General features: G+C 67.5%; 17 protein-coding genes. 5 read left to right on the plus strand and 12 right to left on the minus strand.

Annotation, left to right across the window (positions count from 1 at the left end; genetic code table 11):
• Positions 1–39 precede the first annotated feature (39 nt).
• From IEW34_RS31095 to fabF, 5 genes are all read right to left on the minus strand, one after another.
• Positions 40–324, minus strand: coding sequence for a hypothetical protein (locus tag IEW34_RS31095; RefSeq protein WP_188609232.1), 285 nt, complete (start codon positions 322–324; stop codon positions 40–42).
• The gene (locus tag IEW34_RS09290; protein WP_188608890.1) at positions 291–1,976 is read right to left on the minus strand and encodes a type VI secretion system tube protein Hcp; all 1,686 of its coding nucleotides are present in this window, start codon (positions 1,974–1,976) and stop codon (positions 291–293) included. Before IEW34_RS09290 ends, IEW34_RS31095 begins: the two co-directional genes overlap by 34 nt.
• 87 nt (positions 1,977–2,063) lie before the next feature.
• Positions 2,064–3,008: a type VI secretion system tube protein Hcp gene (locus IEW34_RS09295; protein ID WP_188608891.1), complete on the minus strand. Its 945-nt coding sequence runs from the start codon at positions 3,006–3,008 to the stop codon at positions 2,064–2,066.
• Between the two features lie 389 nt (positions 3,009–3,397).
• A complete protein-coding gene (locus tag IEW34_RS09300) occupies positions 3,398–5,812 on the minus strand; it encodes a tetratricopeptide repeat protein (RefSeq protein ID WP_188608892.1) in 2,415 nt (804 codons plus the stop codon).
• A 323-nt stretch (positions 5,813–6,135) separates the two neighbouring features.
• Complete coding sequence (gene fabF / locus IEW34_RS09305) at positions 6,136–7,401, minus strand: beta-ketoacyl-ACP synthase II (RefSeq protein ID WP_188609233.1); 1,266 nt, start codon at positions 7,399–7,401, stop codon at positions 6,136–6,138.
• Between the two features lie 276 nt (positions 7,402–7,677).
• Between fabF and IEW34_RS09310 the strand changes: the two genes are divergently transcribed.
• On the plus strand, positions 7,678–7,893 hold the full coding sequence (locus IEW34_RS09310; RefSeq protein ID WP_188608893.1) for a hypothetical protein: 216 nt from the start codon (positions 7,678–7,680) through the stop codon (positions 7,891–7,893).
• A gap of 408 nt (positions 7,894–8,301) precedes the next feature.
• On the opposite strand, the gene IEW34_RS30905 is transcribed toward IEW34_RS09310, so the two are convergent.
• From IEW34_RS30905 to IEW34_RS09325, 4 genes are all read right to left on the minus strand, one after another.
• The gene (locus IEW34_RS30905; RefSeq protein ID WP_280516271.1) at positions 8,302–8,430 is read right to left on the minus strand and encodes a hypothetical protein; all 129 of its coding nucleotides are present in this window, start codon (positions 8,428–8,430) and stop codon (positions 8,302–8,304) included.
• A gap of 107 nt (positions 8,431–8,537) precedes the next feature.
• Positions 8,538–9,140, minus strand: a complete 603-nt coding sequence (locus IEW34_RS09315) for a hypothetical protein (RefSeq protein ID WP_188608894.1) — start codon at positions 9,138–9,140, stop codon at positions 8,538–8,540.
• The gene (locus tag IEW34_RS09320; RefSeq protein WP_188608895.1) at positions 9,137–9,364 is read right to left on the minus strand and encodes a hypothetical protein; all 228 of its coding nucleotides are present in this window, start codon (positions 9,362–9,364) and stop codon (positions 9,137–9,139) included. The genes IEW34_RS09315 and IEW34_RS09320 overlap by 4 nt, the downstream gene beginning before the upstream one ends.
• A gap of 465 nt (positions 9,365–9,829) precedes the next feature.
• A complete protein-coding gene (locus IEW34_RS09325; RefSeq protein ID WP_188608896.1) occupies positions 9,830–10,096 on the minus strand; it encodes a hypothetical protein in 267 nt (88 codons plus the stop codon).
• Between the two features lie 93 nt (positions 10,097–10,189).
• Here IEW34_RS09325 and IEW34_RS09330 point away from each other — a divergent pair, with 93 nt between their 5' ends.
• Positions 10,190–10,834 (plus strand): LexA family transcriptional regulator, encoded by a 645-nt coding sequence (locus IEW34_RS09330; protein WP_188608897.1) that lies wholly within the window; start codon positions 10,190–10,192, stop codon positions 10,832–10,834.
• 118 nt (positions 10,835–10,952) lie between these two features.
• Positions 10,953–11,336 carry a hypothetical protein gene (locus tag IEW34_RS09335; RefSeq protein ID WP_188608898.1) on the plus strand — a complete coding sequence of 128 codons (384 nt, stop codon included), beginning with the start codon at positions 10,953–10,955 and terminating at the stop codon, positions 11,334–11,336.
• A gap of 192 nt (positions 11,337–11,528) precedes the next feature.
• Here the strand turns inward: IEW34_RS09335 and IEW34_RS09340 are convergent, their stop codons facing one another.
• Complete coding sequence (locus tag IEW34_RS09340) at positions 11,529–12,005, minus strand: anthrone oxygenase family protein (RefSeq protein ID WP_188608899.1); 477 nt, start codon at positions 12,003–12,005, stop codon at positions 11,529–11,531.
• A gap of 251 nt (positions 12,006–12,256) precedes the next feature.
• Positions 12,257–13,288, minus strand: coding sequence for a DUF4394 domain-containing protein (locus tag IEW34_RS09345; RefSeq protein WP_244641888.1), 1,032 nt, complete (start codon positions 13,286–13,288; stop codon positions 12,257–12,259).
• Positions 13,289–13,300: 12 nt separating this feature from the next.
• On the opposite strand from IEW34_RS09345, the gene IEW34_RS09350 reads away from it, so the two are divergent.
• A complete protein-coding gene (locus IEW34_RS09350) occupies positions 13,301–13,759 on the plus strand; it encodes a sigma-70 family RNA polymerase sigma factor (protein ID WP_244641889.1) in 459 nt (152 codons plus the stop codon).
• Complete coding sequence (locus IEW34_RS09355) at positions 13,756–14,568, plus strand: anti-sigma factor (protein WP_188608901.1); 813 nt, start codon at positions 13,756–13,758, stop codon at positions 14,566–14,568. The genes IEW34_RS09350 and IEW34_RS09355 overlap by 4 nt, the downstream gene beginning before the upstream one ends.
• Positions 14,569–14,662: 94 nt before the next feature.
• Here IEW34_RS09355 and IEW34_RS09360 read toward each other — a convergent pair whose 3' ends face one another.
• On the minus strand, positions 14,663–15,580 hold the full coding sequence (locus tag IEW34_RS09360; RefSeq protein ID WP_188608902.1) for an ABC transporter permease: 918 nt from the start codon (positions 15,578–15,580) through the stop codon (positions 14,663–14,665).
• Between the last annotated feature and the right edge of the window lie 2 nt (positions 15,581–15,582).

The following is a 15,582-nucleotide window of genomic DNA, read 5'->3' on the forward strand; positions in this document are numbered from 1 at the left end:
ACGTCCCCGCCAGGAAACAGACCGGTATGATCTCGTTGGTCACGAGGTCGAAGCCGAATTCCTGGGCGGGGCCGGGCGCTCCGTTGGACAGCAGCGTGTGGGCCACCACGAGGATCTTGCCGTAGCGAAGCTGAGCTGATCTTGCGCACCACTCCCGTCGCCGACGTGGGTCACAGCGACGTCCTTGAGAGTGAGCTCGAAGACGGTGCGCGGACGCTCGCCGTCGGTGACGCCCTCAATCTTGATGCTCTCGATCAGCTGGCCCGTGGTCACCTTGCCGAGGAGGGCCGTCAGCCCTGCGCCGAGCGGCAGGGTGACGACCAGTGGATCAAAGTCGGCCCGACCGGCGCCGTGAGGATCCCGGCGATGTCGAGTTCATAGCCGTCGATCTCGAACCAGCCCTCGTGGCGCGCCTCGGTCGAGCCGCCATCCACGTCGTCGATCCGCAGGAAAATATGGGGCGCCGCGGACACCGCGCCCGATGTGGGTGCGGCGCGTGGCTCGGGAATGCTGGCATTCGGCTGGTTCCTGGCAACGTCATAGCTGAAGGTCGTGGGCGCGCCGACGGCACCATTGGGCTGTTGCGGCCAAGTGGTGACGCTGATCTGACCGTAGCTGAAGCTGAGCTGATCGTTCGGGCCGGCTGCATCGCTCAGCTGGCTGACCGTGACGTCGCCGAGCTTGAGGGAGAACACCGTCTGCGGACGCTCGCCGGCGGTGACACCGTCGATCTTGATGCTCCTGATCAGCTGGCCCGTGGCCACCTTGGCCAACAGGTCGGTCAGCCCACTGCCCAGGGCGAGGGTCACGCCCAATGGATCGAATTCAGGCTTTTCCGCCGCTCCCCCGCCACCCGCAATCAGGCTGACGAGGTGCTCGATGTCGAGATCATAGCCGCTGATCTCGAACCAGCCCTCGTGCCCCCTGGCGGTCGCGCCGCCGTTCACACCGTCGATGAGCAAGTAATAGGTGACCGGCGTCGGCACCGCGCCGCTGCCCGGCGCGACCTGGGGATCCGGGACCGTCACACCGACCTGGCCGCGAAGCACGTCATAGCTGAAGGTGGCGGGCGCACCGAGCGCGCCCGTCGGCAGCGTCGGCCAGGTCGTGACGTTGATCTGGCCGTAGACGAAGCTCAGCTGATCGGCCGCGCCGCTCCCGTCTCCGACGTGGGTGAGCGCTACATTGCCGAGCTTGAGTTGAAACACCCGCTGCGGGTTGCTGCCTCCCGTGACCCCTTCGATCTTGATGCTCTCGATCAGCTGGCCGGTGGCGACCTTGTTGAGCAGCGCCGTCAGCCCCTGGCCGTGTTGCAAAGTCACGTCCAGCGGATCGAACTGCGGCCTCTGCAAGCCGGGGTGCGCGAGATCGATGAGGCGTCCGATGTCGAGATCGTAGCCGCTGATCTCGAACCAACCCTCGTGCCCCGAGTCCGTCGATCCGCCATTCACGCCGTCGACGAGCAGATAATAGGTCGCGGGAACGAGGACAGTGCCTGTCACGCTGCCGACCTGCGCGTCGGAAATGCTCACTTCTGGCCGGTCCCGCAGCACGTCGTAACTGAAGGTCGAGGGCGTCCCGAGGGCGCCGGTCGCGAGTTGCGGCCAGGTCGTGACGCTGATCTGACCATAAAAGAAGCTCAGCTGGTCGTCCTCGCCGTGGCCTTCGCCGACATGCGTGAGCGCGACGTCGCCGAGCTTGAGCTGGAACACGGTCTGCGGGCGGGGGCCGTCGGTGACCCCGTCGATCTTGATGCTCCTGATCAGCTGGCCCGCGGCGAGCTTGGTAAGCAGCGCGGTCAGCCCATCGCCCAGGGGCAGAGTCACATCCAGCGGATCGAAGGTGACCCTGCCGGCCACCGTCCCGCTACCCGCCAGGCTGGCGAGCCGCGTCAGATCGAGATCGTAACCGCTGATCTCGAACCAGCCCTCGTGCCCGGCGGCTGTCGAGCCGCCGTCCAACCCGTCGATGAGCATGTAGTATGTCGTCGCGCCCGCGGCGGCCGGCCCCGGAGCGGGTGTCGGATCCGGGATCGACGGGCCAGGCCGGTTCGTCGCCAGGTCCTAGCTGAAGGTCGCGGGGACGCCGGGCGCGCCGTTGGCCTGCTGTGGCGAGGTGGTGACGCTGATCTGGCTGTAGAACAGCGTCAGTTGATCATCGCCCCCCTCCACTGCGCCGGCGTGCGTGATGACGACGTCGCCGAGCTTGAGGGAGAATACCGTCTGCGGGCTCGCGCCGCCTGCGACACCGTCGAGCTTGATGCTGCGGACGTGCTGGCCTCCGGCCAGCTTGCTCAGCAGGCTTGTCAGCCCCCCGTCGAGCCGCAGCGTGACGTCGAGGGGATCGAACACCGCCCTGCCGTCGCTTCCCGTCTGCGCCAGGATCCCGGCGATGTCGAGGTCGTAGCTCGAGATCTCGAACCAGCCCTGATGATCCTTATCGAGCGAGCCGCCGTTGACCCCGTCGATCAGCAGGAAGAATTTCGTCGCCTGTGGCACCGACCCCGCCGCGGCCGGTGCCACAGGCTCGGGAATGTTCGTCTCGGTCTGGTGGGTGACGAGGTCGTAGCTGAACGTCGACGGCGGGCGGAGCGCACCCTCCGGCTCCTGCGCCCATGTGGTGACGCTGATCTGGTTATAGCTGAAGTCGAGTTGGTCGTCGGCACCGCTCACCTCACTCAGCTGGCTGATGGTGACATCGCCGAGCTTGAGTTCGAACACCGTCTGCGGATCGGCGCTGTCGGTGACGCCTTCGATCTTGACGCTTCTGATGTGCCGACTCGCAGCGACCGCGGCCAGCAGATCCGTCAGTCCACTGCCGAGCGGCAGGGTCAGGGCCAGGGGATCGAACGCGGGCAGCGTGGCCGTCGAGCCGCCGCCGCCGGCGAGGTTGACCAGGTGCGCGATGTCGAGGTCGTAGGCGCTGATCTCGAACGCCCCCTCGTAGCCCTTGACGGACGAGCCGCCGTTCACTCCATCGACGATCAGAAAATACTTTGCAGCCGCCATGGCGCGCCCGTGCCCCGAACCCCTGCCCCGCGGCTGCCTAGCACAGAACGAGGTCGGCGCTACTCAACAGATAGGAGGAGCCCGCGAAGTTGAGGACCATCCGATACAACGCCCCGCATCCTACAGCTTTGAGATTTCTCAGGTTTGGCCGAGTCGCGGCGGCCATCACATTTGTGTAATCTGCCCGACTTCACAATAGATGGCCCATGACGCCCGATGGATACCAAAGCACCCTGCACTTGGGTGAAATCACTCACGCGCAAAAAGAAAGGCGATAGTTTCAATAATTTGCAGAATTTCTGTCCGATCAGCAGCATGTCTGTCCGATCAGATGACCCCACCGGATCGGAAGATGCTCTACGACCGGCTCGCGGGCGCCGCTCTCTGGTTCACGAGGCTCGGGCGTTGAACTCCTGGTTCAGCCAGCTCTTCGCAGAGGCCTTGTACGAGGCTTGGCAGGCCGGCGCGGTAAAGCGGCGCATCTGCCAGGGAGTCAGCACCAGGAGATCGCGGCCAATCTCGTCGAGCCGCTCCCGCTCGGCGGCGAGATAGGTGGCCACGGCGCGCGACATGAGCCCGGGCCCGGTCGACAGCCAGATCGAGTCGGCGTCGCCCCGCAGGATCGATTCCACCGCCAGCTCGAAAGCCGCCGCCACGACCGGATGGCCGGGTGCTGTCGCGATGAAGTTGTTGGCCAAGCTGCCCAGATGCTCCTGGCGGAGCACCAGCGACGCGCGGGCCGTGAGCTGGGAGAGATCGGCCAGGCAACGGTCGTCGGCGTCGGCGTAGACGCCGCCTTCGCGCAGCAGGACGCCCAGGCGGACGAGGTCGGCCTGCTGCGCCGCAACGCGCAGCCGCCGGAAGGCGCGGGCGGCATTCGGGGGGAAGTGCGCGCGCAGGTATTCTTGCGCCTCGTTCCTATCGAGCCTGCGGTAGTGCCAGGCCGGGTTGAGCGCCGCCCACGACCCCATGAGGTCGACGACGTCGTCCGGTACCAGCCGCGTGTCCCAGTATTGGTGGATCAACCGCGGAATGCGTCGGTTCGCCTCCCCTTCGCGCTCGGTGTCCGGCTTGGGGTTGAGCCGGCCGGCGTGACGCAACCTGATCAGCAGGGCGATGGCGGCGAGCGTGTAGTGCGGCAGGCTGCGGACAGCGTCGAGAAGGGGCCCGATGTCCTCGGCTCCTGCCGCCTGCTGCGCCATGGCCAGCGCCTCCCCGTCGCACCAGGCGTCGTTGACGAGGGCTCCGTAGCGGCTCTGGGACGGATTGAGCGAACCTCCGCGGCCGAGGATGGTGACACGGTTCAGATCCCGCGCGCTGGCGAAGTGCCTGCGCGCCCGGCGTGGGTCCAGCCCCATCAGCACGCAGCGGCCGAGGCTCTCCTGGAGCGACGACGAACGGGCGTCGCACGCGGCCGCGGCGGCATAAGCCGCCGCCGCGGGATCGAAGCGCCATTGGGCCTCTGCCAGAACGCCCTCCAAATCGTGACGGACCGTGCGCTGGCGCTGACTGTCGGCCGGCAACGCCGCCGTCATGATCCTGGCCCGTTCGTGTTCGCCTGTCGCAATGGCGCGCTTGATGCGCATGATGCGAACGGCCGCAGCATCCGGCTCGATCGACTCGGCGGCGCGCAGTGACGTCTCGGCCTCGGCATCGAGGCCCCGGCGGAATTGCAGGTCCGACTGGGCCAGCAGCAACTCCGGCCCTCGCGCCTGCGCGATGCCTCGGGCCATGATCTCGAGTGCTGCGTGGGCCCCGGCCGTCAACCCGGCGAGGTGCGCCAACCGCTGCCACGGGCGCGCATCGGCCGGCGCCAGCCGGCTGGCACACTCGAAGGCCTCGCGCGCCCGCTCGTAATTCTTTGACGCCAACGCGAACTCGCCGCGCTGCAAATGAGCGTCGGCCACGTTCGGATCGTCGGCCAGGATCGCATCGACGACCGCGGCCGCCTCGGCCCGGCGGCCCACATCCCGCAACCCCCGCATCAACAGCATGCGCAGCCGCACCGAAGCGGGCTCAGCCCCGACCGCCGCTTCGAAGTGCCCGATCGCCGCCGCCGTATCTCCACGCGCCCGGGCGAGATGGCCGGCCTGCTCATGCGCCAACGCCGGCGCGTCGGCTTGGGCGAGGACGGGGGCCAGAGCCGCCTCGGCGGCGTCGAGGCGGTCGAGGCGCTTCAAGGCGGCCGCCAGCATGATCCGCCGCCGGTTGTCGGCCGGCCCGGATTCGTCCGCGAGCGCGGGGCCGAGGTAGGCCACCGTACCCTCGTCGTCCTTGAGCGCCAGCGCGGCATCGCCGGCGGCGATGAGGGCCGCCCGATCGTCCGGCCGCGCCGCCAGCAGCGGGCCTACCACGCCCTTGGCCGCCCGTGGCAGCCCGGCGCGGATCAGCTCCTGGGCAGCGAGCAAGCGCAACGCGTCGTCATCGGGCGCCGCGCCCATGGCGGCCAGGAGGCCGTCGTACATGACCTCCGCGCCGCCGTTCTGGCGCGCGTGGATGCAGTAGAGGCGCGCCACGTTGGCGACCGACGGATGCTTGAGCAACAGCGCCCGCGCCGCCTCCGACGAGCCGGTCTCCCCGCCCAGTTCCTTGACCAGGGCGCGCGCCAGCTGGTGCAGGCCAACGTGCGTCGGGTCTCCGGACAGGGCCGCGATGGCCAGCGAGAAGGCCTCGCGGGAATCGCCTCGACGGCGGGCCAGTTCCGCGTTGCCATAGAGGGCGCGCGGAGCGACCGGATCGAGCGCCAATACCGCTGAGAAGCAGGCGGCGGCAGCGGCGAGATCGCCCTGCTCCAGCGCCTTCATGCCAGCTGCCGCGGTGGTCCGGATCCAGGGTGCCGGATTTGCGCCAGGCGGCGGCTGGGGCGTTGGCTGCTCAACTACTGGACGATTCATGCCGCCGTATCACGTTGCGTTGCTCAACACTGTCCTTATGCCGGAATAGCGAACCGCATCAAGGACGCTACAGCCGGCGACGCGGCGACGCCCATGCCGCCCCGCTCGGCTGCCACCCGATCGGCAAGCGTTCCCAGCGCGTCTTGCTGGGTGATATCACCCAACGCTCCAGATTCTAAGAATGATGAGCATGCCTGTGCCACTGGATGATCCCATCCGATGGCGAAGGGGCTCTAGCTCCAACGTCGCAGGACGATGCTCGCATTCACGCCGCCAAAGCCGAAGCCATTGGAGATGGCATGCTCCATGGCCATGGGCCGGGCGGCCGGGCCGACCAGATCGACGCCGTCAGCCGCCGCGTCGGGGCGGCGCAAGTTGAGCGTCGGCGGCGCGATCTGATCGCGCAGCGCCAGCAGCGTGAAGATCGCCTCCAGCCCGCCCGCGGCGCCGAGCAGGTGACCCGTGGCGGACTTGGTGGCACTGACGGCGATGCCGCCCTGGGTCCCGAACACCGCCTTGATCGCCTCGATCTCGCCCCGATCGCCGGCGGGCGTGGAGGTGGCGTGGGCGTTCAGATGCTGCACGTCGCGCGGAGTAAGCCCGGCCTGATCGAGCGCGATCCCCATAGCGCGGCGGGCGCCGGCGCCGTCCTGGGGTCCGGCTGTCATGTGATGGGCGTCCGCCGTCGTCCCATAGCCGACGACCTCGGCCAGGGGCTGGGCGCCGCGGGCGCGCGCGTGATCCAGCGCCTCGATCACCAGGATGCCGGCGCCCTCGCCCATGACGAAGCCGTCCCGCTCGGCGTCGAAGGGACGCGAGGCGCGCTCGGGCGTGTCGTTGAAGGCGGTGGAGAGGGCCCGCGCCGCGGCGAAGGCGCCGAGGCTCAAGCTGTTGATGCAGGCCTCGCTGCCGCCGCAGACGGCTACATCGGCCTCGCCGGAACGAATCAGCCGCGCGGCGTCGCCGATGGCCTGGACGCCGGCGGCGCAAGCCGTGAACGGCGCACCGATCGGGCCTTTGAAGCCGTGGCGGATCGAGACCTGACCGGCGGCCAGGTTGACCAGGAACGACGGCACGGTAAACGGCGACAGCCGCCGCACGCCCCGGGTGTCGGCCGTGCGCACCGCCTCGGTAATCGCTGGAAAGCCGCCCATCCCCGATGCGATCACGGTCGCACTCCGCTCCTGATCGCGCTGGGTCCGCGGTGCCCACCCCGATTGCGTGACGGCCTCATCCGCGGCTGCGAGGGCAAGCCCGATGAACCGATCCATCTTGCGCAAGTCCTTGGCGGAGATGAAGCGCTCCACATCCAGGCCGGCCTCCGGGTCCGCCTCCGCATCAGGCACCGTACCGGCAACCTTGGCCGGCAACTCGGCCACCATGGCATCGGCAAGCCGCCGGATGCCGGAGCGGCCGGCGAGCAGCCGTGACCAGGCCATCTCCGCGCCGATCCCGAGCGGACTGGCGACCCCGATCCCGGTCACGACGACACGGCGCATGTGCGATCCTACGGCAGACATCGAGGTGGCTCCTCTTCCGCTTCAGCCGGCGCGGGATCCAATAGCGCCAGCCCCGGCCCGTCGTCGCATCGTTCCGGATCGTCCTCCCGGCCGGACCGGCGGCGCGCAACGCGCCCGGCGCTGAGGACGCAGATGGGACAGCGGCCCTCCGGCACGGCGCCCGCCGCGATTGCAACCATCTTGACGCTGTAGAGCCGACGTCTCACGCTCCTGTTCCTGAATCATACGATAAGAACATGGGGCGGGGAGAAAACAATGGTCTGGCTTCAGCTGACCAACACATCTGACGAATCCGTGACCGTCAACATGGATTGCGTCACGCATTTTCAAGCTGCCGGGCTTTTGACCCGACTGAGCTTCGGGTTCTCCGACGGCACGAAGGCGCAGCAACGGCAATTCCACGTCAAGGAAACGCCGGAGCAAATCACGGATTGGCTTGGGGCGAGCGGCATCGAGGTGCGGCGACGGTAAGCGAGCCGTGGACACTGGCCTGCTCGCTCCCACAGCGAGGGATGCGCGCGCAGGCCTTGTGCACCGGTCGAAGCCATGCTGAGCTGATCGCTTGAGCCGGATGTCCTAGGGGAAGCCGGGAGCAGGCTGGCGTCCGGCGCGGGGGATACTATGCCCGAGAACAAGACGCCGCAGGCCGCTGCGGATCGTGGCGCAGCCGCCATGGGAGCACACCACTTCGCCAGGGTGCACGGGATCTCGAAGGATAAGGCTCTGAGGCTCCTGCAAAGATTGGGCAATAATCCCGAGAAGCTGAAGGCGGCCGCCGAAAAACTGCGAAGGTGACCGGCACCAGGACGCGCGGCGGCCGGCGCCTCACAGGCAGCACGGCAGACCATCCCTTGTCGACCGGCGCGGCCGCGCAGTTGGTCACGTCAGCAGGCGGGCTGCGACGACGATGACGCTCGCCGCGATGATCTCGATGGAGAGCCCCATCGCGATGCCACGGCACGCGTTGAGGCCCTTCTCCGCGAACCGATCGTTTGGCGACGTGGACATAAGGGCTTCCATTTCAACTCCGCATAGCTTGCATCGGCCTCCGCGCCATCGCCGATCGCGCTGGCCATTGGTGAAGCCGTGTCCCCGGTGTCGGCCCGCCAGGCCCCCTACCCTCGCTTGCCGGGGCGCCCAACGGCAACCCAATGCTCAGCCAGGAGTTCCAGCGCCTGGCGGAACATCCATGCGTAGCGGTCGGTGACGTGTTTGTCGCGTCGGCCGCCGCTGAGCCGATAGGCAGCATCCCCGAGGGTGAGGCGCTCGCCCAGAACCATGACCAGCACGCGTTCGCCCAGCATGCCCACCACCGGCCGGGTGGCATCGAGCAACTTGACCGCGGCCTGCGCCACCTCCAGCCCGTGCACGATGCGCGCATCGCGCCGGTCGGCCGGATCGCTGCGGCTCCCCTCCATCGCCCAGGCGCTGCCGAGCGCGTGGATGCCGGTGCGCTCCAGCGCCCGCTGGTAGCGCAGGCCCGCCGCGTAGGCCGCATCGTCGATGCGCTTGTGGGCATACTCTGTCTCCAGGGCGTCGGTGCGTGCGTTGATGGCGACGCGCTGCTTGCCACCCGGACGGGCTGCGTTGGGGTCGGCGACGATGCCGTGCACGATGTGCACGTTGAAGCGGCGCTGGCCCGCCTTGGGCAACTCACCCGGCACGCTGCCGCGATGAATGCCGGTGTAGCGGCCGTCGCTGTCCCGTTTTGCGCTCATCGGCTCTGCCCGCAGGCGGTCGACGGCTCGCCCGTACGCCAGGCGGCCGCGGCCTCGAGCGCCACCGCGGCGCGGTCGCGGTACTCCGTCCGGCGGTGGATGTCCGCCCAGGAGCGCAACGGATTGACGAAGCGCCGATCATGGTCGAGCAGCGCCTTGGCCACGTGGTCGATAAGTGCGGGTGACGCGGTGGCGTCGCCGGCCGAGTCGGTCTCGGATGCCATGTCCTTGCTCCTATGCATGTTTGGGTTGCCGGGCCGGAGCATTTCGCCATTGGATGGGTATTTCCAATGATCCCGACCTGCTCAACGTCTTTTAATCTGAGACTTTTCACTTGATGATGAGCTTCTTTTCCGGTCAAATCGGATTGAAAACCACCCGATCGTATATAAATACTTTATCGTTATTTCATCGGGAGGGCTTCTCTTCGATCGGATAGCTCCACCCCATCGGAACGCGATCGAGGCCCCATTTCGATCGAGAAACCCGGCACCGAGGCCACACGTCGGGACAGCGCCGGCCCAGCCGGTCGGAGCGTTTGCGCATCTTGATCTTGAGCCCATTGCCGGTGCCCACCCGGGCTCCGCGATCCCCGCCCGAATCGGCTCCCGCCAGCGCCCGAAGGCGCGCCGCGCGGGCAGCCACCCACAGGGTTGGTTGACGGCGCGGCAAGCGGCGGGCGGCGGCCATCACAGGGCCTCCGGCTGCGGCTGGAGGATCGCACCCGACGCCGCCACCTCGGCCGGCGGCAGAAAATCCTCCGGCTGCAGCGCCACGCCGACCTTGGCGGCGAAGCTCAGCAGGCGTCGGTGATGGCGCTGCGGGATCACGCCGCCGGTGCCACCCTTGGCCTTGGCATACTGCCAGCGGTAAGGCGCGGTATAGGCCGTGCCGGTGACCGCGGCGACGGCGGCCTCTCCGCCCAGGCGCTTGATGATGCTGCGTGCCGGTTCCATGCGGTTAACATTCAGCTAACCTGAAAATCAGGTCAAGATAGATTTCGCATTTTTGCTATTGCATTTTGTTCTGATTTACAGAAATATATAGGTATGTCTGTCGATTGGATTCGCCGCGGGCTCGACAAGGAGGGTAAGACCCGGTCGGGCCTGGCCGCCCACATGAACTGGCAACCCTCCGCCGTGACCGCGCTGCTGAAGGGCGCCCGGCAGCTCAAGGCGTCGGAAATCCCTTACATCGCCGAGTACCTGGAGGTGCCGTCACCCCTGGCAGTAGATGCCCAGCACGTCGCCGGGCCGAGCCCCGCGCCGACGGGCCCGATCCGCCCGCCGTCGCCGCCGTTCGGCCCCCGCGACCTGCCGGTCTACGCGGCGGTCGAGGGCGGGCCCGGGGAGATGGTGGTCTCGACCGATCCGATCGACCACGTGCCGCGTCCCTGGTACATGGGCGACGTGCGCGACGGCTTCGCCGTGCTGGTCACCGGTGAGAGCATGTCGCCGGTCTACGAACCGGGCGACATGGTGATCATCAACCCGCGCCTCCCACCACTTACCAACAAGAAGCACATTTTCGTGGCCGAAACGGTGCTCGGCGAGTTCAAGGCGACGGTGAAGCAACTTGTCAAGGCGACGCCGGTCGACTGGTTGGTCAAGCAGTACAATCCTCAAAGCGAATTCGCCCTCGCCCGACGCGTATGGAGCAAGGCCTTGCGCATCGTCGGCAAGTACGAGGCCTGAGGCGACCTGGCGCCCCTGCCCTATTTCTCATAATCAGAATATTATGTGATTGTCATTTTTCGCATTATGAGAAAAATTGATCTGACGAGCGGTGGCCACACCGTCGCCGGAGAACTCCATGCGCATGGCATCCATCCGCACGCCCGATCCTGCTCCGGTGCCGCGCCGTGCGCTGTCCTCCGCGACGGACCGCGATTTCTATCTCGTCCTTCTCGCCCATGCGGACGGCGACTTCGTGCCCGAGACGGCACTGGCGTCCGCGACCGCCGAGCGGGTCGCCGCCGCCATCTTCGACGGCGAGCACGAGCGGATCATCGGCGTGGTCCGTTGCCAGCCGGCGGCGGGCACGGCGGCAATCGCCGACGCCGAGATCGCGGAGATCATGTCGGCGCTGAGCTTCATGCGCCTCGCGACGCCGTCCGACACCGCACGCGGCTGGATAGAGGCCTACGGCTTCGCCTTCTATGAGGAGGATTGCTACCGCGCCAACCGCCGCCGATAGGCGCTCCGGATGGTCCCGGCGCAGGGCTACCGCCTGCCCAAGTGTACCTGCCAAGTGTACCTGCCAGCGCTGTCGGCGCGTACTTCCCGAGTTGTCATTCACGGAAGCGCGGCGCGGATCGCTCGGGCTTCGAGTGCTTGGGTGTTCCTGGCCGTCACGTCGCAGATGCGATAGGCAACATGGCTCGAAGCTCTAGACCGTCAGCGCCATGATGAAGAGCGCGCCCGCAAGGATCGAGGCCGCCGTGCGCACGTGGTTCCACAGCGTCCACACATCGAGGTAGCGTGCCCAGACGGCGGCCTCCTCGGCCTGCGCCACAGCTGCGAGCCGGTCGTTGAGCGGCACGTTGGCCAGTACGGTGACGCCGATGCAACCGACCAGGTACAGCAGCGCAGCTGCCAGGACCAGCCGGGCGGTGGTCACGCTCGGCCAAGCGAACGAAGCAGCCGCAAGGGCGAGGCAGATCAGCGCCGTTCCGAAGAACGCCGTCATGAACAGCGGGTTGATCACTGTGATGTTGATCGTCTTCATCGCCGCCGCACCTTGAACCGGAGGGAGCCGGCCGAGCGCGGTCATGACGAAGGTAGAAAAGGCATAGAAGACGCCGCCGACGACGCCGGTGCCGATAGCTGCGATGAAGACGAGCGGCACGAACAGGCGGTCGAGCATCTTGGGCCCCCTGGGGTTTCGCCGGCCGTCAGCTTATCAGCCCGACGCGCCGGGCCAACCGCCGTCGTCGGCAATCGCCAGAGCCGCGTCGTGGTCGCTCCCGCGGCGCGGGGGCCACGCACACGCGTGGCCCCGCCTGATGAAATCAAATTGACTTGGATCGGAAAGGTTTTGCCTGAATCGTCATCTCGGTCCAAATTTTAGTTGAGCATGGTCTTGTCAAACTCCGATCCATTCTTTGAATTCACGCCTTAGGTGCCCGGCAGAGCCGCGATGTCCCGCACGGAACCTGAAAGCCCCTTCAGCTTGCCGATCGAGGTCGCTTTGCCGGTCGTCAGGTCGACCTTGTAGAGGCCGTCGTCGACCAGCAGCCAGCCCGCATTGGCGCCCTCTGCCGAGACGATATCGAAAGCGAAGGACTTGCCGTCGACGCCGAGCTTGCCGACCGCATTCAAGATGCCGTCGTTCGGGGGGGCCTGCTTGACGAGCGTCCCAGTGCCCGCGTCGATGTCGAAGAGGACAGTCTCCTTCGCACCCTTGACCGAGTTGGTGTAGGCCCCGGCAACGATTTTGGGCGTCGCGCCTTTGTGCATGTCGGCCTCGGCAAACTTCAGCTTGCCGTCGGTCGTGACTTTACCGTCGTCGACGTTGGCGCGCAGATTGGTGCCATCGCTGCCGATCACCCGCAGCCGGTCGGCGGCGGGGTTGAAGTCCACCGTCGCCATGGTCGCGCTGGGCAGCATCGTGTCGAGCTTGGACTTGCGCGCAGCCTTGCCGGAGGTGGTATCGATGGTCACGATGGTGCCATCGGAGAGCAGTCCGTAGAGCATGCCGTCGGCGGGCCGCACGTCGATGCCCACGATCTGTCCGTCGATGCCCGACACCTTCATTGGCTTGGCCGCTGTCATCGCCTTGGCGTCGAGCACCACGATCGTGTCGTCGCCGACGAGTGCCGCAACGCTCTGGGCGGACGCACCGCCCGCCGCAAGCACGCCGGCGAGGCTGATAACCATCATCGCACTCTTCATGACCGTCTCCCTTCGAGGCCGACCCAGTCGGCTGGACGAAGCGGTTACCCACGGGCCGGGCGGTTGGATGCGGCAGCCGAAAAATTTTTCCTGCGCCGCATCCGCCGCCGGTTGCGATGCGTATTGTGCGCAGCCCTCAACGGACGAGGATCGATGCGAACGATTGCCCAATCCGCCCATTCGGCTTCGGATCGCACCAGGCTGGCGCAAGCGCTCGAGCGATGCGCGGGCGGCGACGAAGCTGCCTTGCGCCACATCTACGATCTCATGGCGCCGCAGATGCTGGGCGTGGCGTTGCGGCTGCTGCGCCGCCGTGATCTGGCCGAGGAGGTCGTGCACGATACGTTTCTGCGGATCTGGCAGAAGGCCGCCAGCTTCGATCCGGAACGCGGGGAAGCGGTAACCTGGATGTACGCGATCCTGCGTCATCGCGCCCTCGACGTGCTGCGCGGCGAGGCGCGCACGGACCTAATCGACGACTTCGAGCCCATGGGCCTGACCTCCGAGGGTCCTAATGCCGAGGCCATCGTCTCGGCTCTTTCCGACGCCGGGGCGCTGCGCCGCTGCCTCGACCGGCTCGAGCCGGCGCGCCGCGATGTCATCGTGCTCGCCTACGCACGAGGCCTGAGCCACGGCGAGCTTGCCGGACGACTGGGGGTCCCGCTCGGAACCATCAAATCCTGGATCAGGCGGAGCATCGTCGCGCTACGGGACTGCATGGCATGAGCCAAGATCAGAACGGAAACGGCACCCCCGGCCGCGATCGAGATCCGGAGGAGATCGACCACGTCGCCGCAGAATACGTGCTCGGCGTCCTCGATGCCGAAGCCACCGCGCGGTGCGAGCATCTGATGGCCACGGACGGAGTGTTCGCGGCCCGCGTCGACGTGTGGCGAAGGTGGCTTGCCGAGATCGACCAGACCGCACAGCCCGAGGCCGGAGCGGACGAGCTGTGGGCGCGCATTCGATCGGGCATCGAAGCGCTCCCCAGGGAGCAGCCGGCGCCTGCGAGCGCGGCGACCGCGCGGACCGGTGGCGCAGGCGTGGGAACCCGGCCCGTTCGTGATCTGGGCCGAGGTCTTGCCCGGCTCTGGGACAGCCTGAGCGTTTGGCGGGGACTCGGCCTGTCGACGACGGCGGCTGCCATCCTCATGGCGATTGCCCTGGTGGCGCCCACGCGGGAGCGCACCGGCACGCCGAGCCTGGTTGCGGTGCTGATATCCGACACCGGCACTCGCCCTGCCGCCCTGGTCAATGCGTATCGCGACGGCCGGGCCGAGCTCGTGCCTCTCGCCGATGTAGCGGTACCGGCCGGCCGCGCCCTGCAGGTCTGGACGCTGTGGGACAGGGCCAGGGGCCCGGTGTCCGTCGGCCTCATCGACGGCATGAGGAGCATCGATCTGGCCGTGCGGGGACTGCCGGCGCCAGATGCCGACCAGCTCTTCGAAATAACCCTGGAGCCTGCGGGCGGCTCGCCGACCGGCCGACCCACCGGCCCGATCTTGATGAAGGGCAATACGGTGCGCCCCCTCTGAAGAGGCCCGATGCCGCCCTCGCCGAAACGCGTTGTGTCTCCAGGACACGGAGCGTTCAGGATGCCGTGGCAGGCTGGTCCGCCGGCTGTTCCGTTCAGCGCCAGTAAGGCACCGCCAGCGCCCGCGGGGCCGTCTGACGGCCGACGAGGCCGGCGACCGACAGAAACGCCAGGAGATACGGCGACATGATCAGCAGGGCGCTCGGCACCTCGATGCCCATCGCCGGCAATTGGAACTGCAGCGCGGTCGCGGCGCCGAACAGAAGGCAGGCGATGGCGGTGCGCACGATGTCCCACTTGCCGAAGATCACGGCGGCGATGGCGAGGTATCCTGCGCCGTTGGTCATGCCTTCAGTGAAGGTGTGGATATCGCCGATCGCCAGGAAGGCGCCGCCCAGTGCCGCCATGATGCCCGTGAAGATCACCACGCCGTAGCGCAGCCGCACCGCCGAGAGGCCGGCGCGGTCGAGCACGCGCGGGCTCTCGCCCGCCGCCCGCAGCGCGATGCCGAGCGCCGTGGTGCGCAGCATCATTGCAACGGCGATGACGATCAGAGGCGCCGCATAGACGAGCCAGACCTGGGTGAACACCGCCTCGCCGAACACCGGGATGTCGCCGAGGCCGGGCGGGCTCCATTTGTCGAAGCCCGGGATGGCCTCGCGCGAGCGGGCGCCGAAGATCTCGCGATATCCGAGCGTCGTGGCACCCAGGATCAGGATGTTGAGCCCCAGGCCCGAGACGATCTGGTTGGCCCTCAGCGTATTGGTGAGAAAGGCCTGGAGCAGCGCCACCGGCACCACCGCGGCAACGGCAGCGACGAGGCCCAGCACCGGGCTGCCGGTCGCCCAGGCGGCGACGGCGCCGGCAAAGGCGCCCGTCAACATCATGCCCTCGAGGCTCATGTTCAGTACGCCGGCGCGCTCGCTCACCAGTTCGCCGATAGCCGCGAGCAGCAGCGGCATGGCGAGCCGGATCGACGAGCCCAGGAAGACGGCCAGCATCTCGGTCGTCATGG

Source organism: Chelatococcus reniformis, assembly GCF_014640075.1.
In the GTDB taxonomy this organism is placed as follows: domain Bacteria; phylum Pseudomonadota; class Alphaproteobacteria; order Rhizobiales; family Beijerinckiaceae; genus Camelimonas; species Camelimonas reniformis.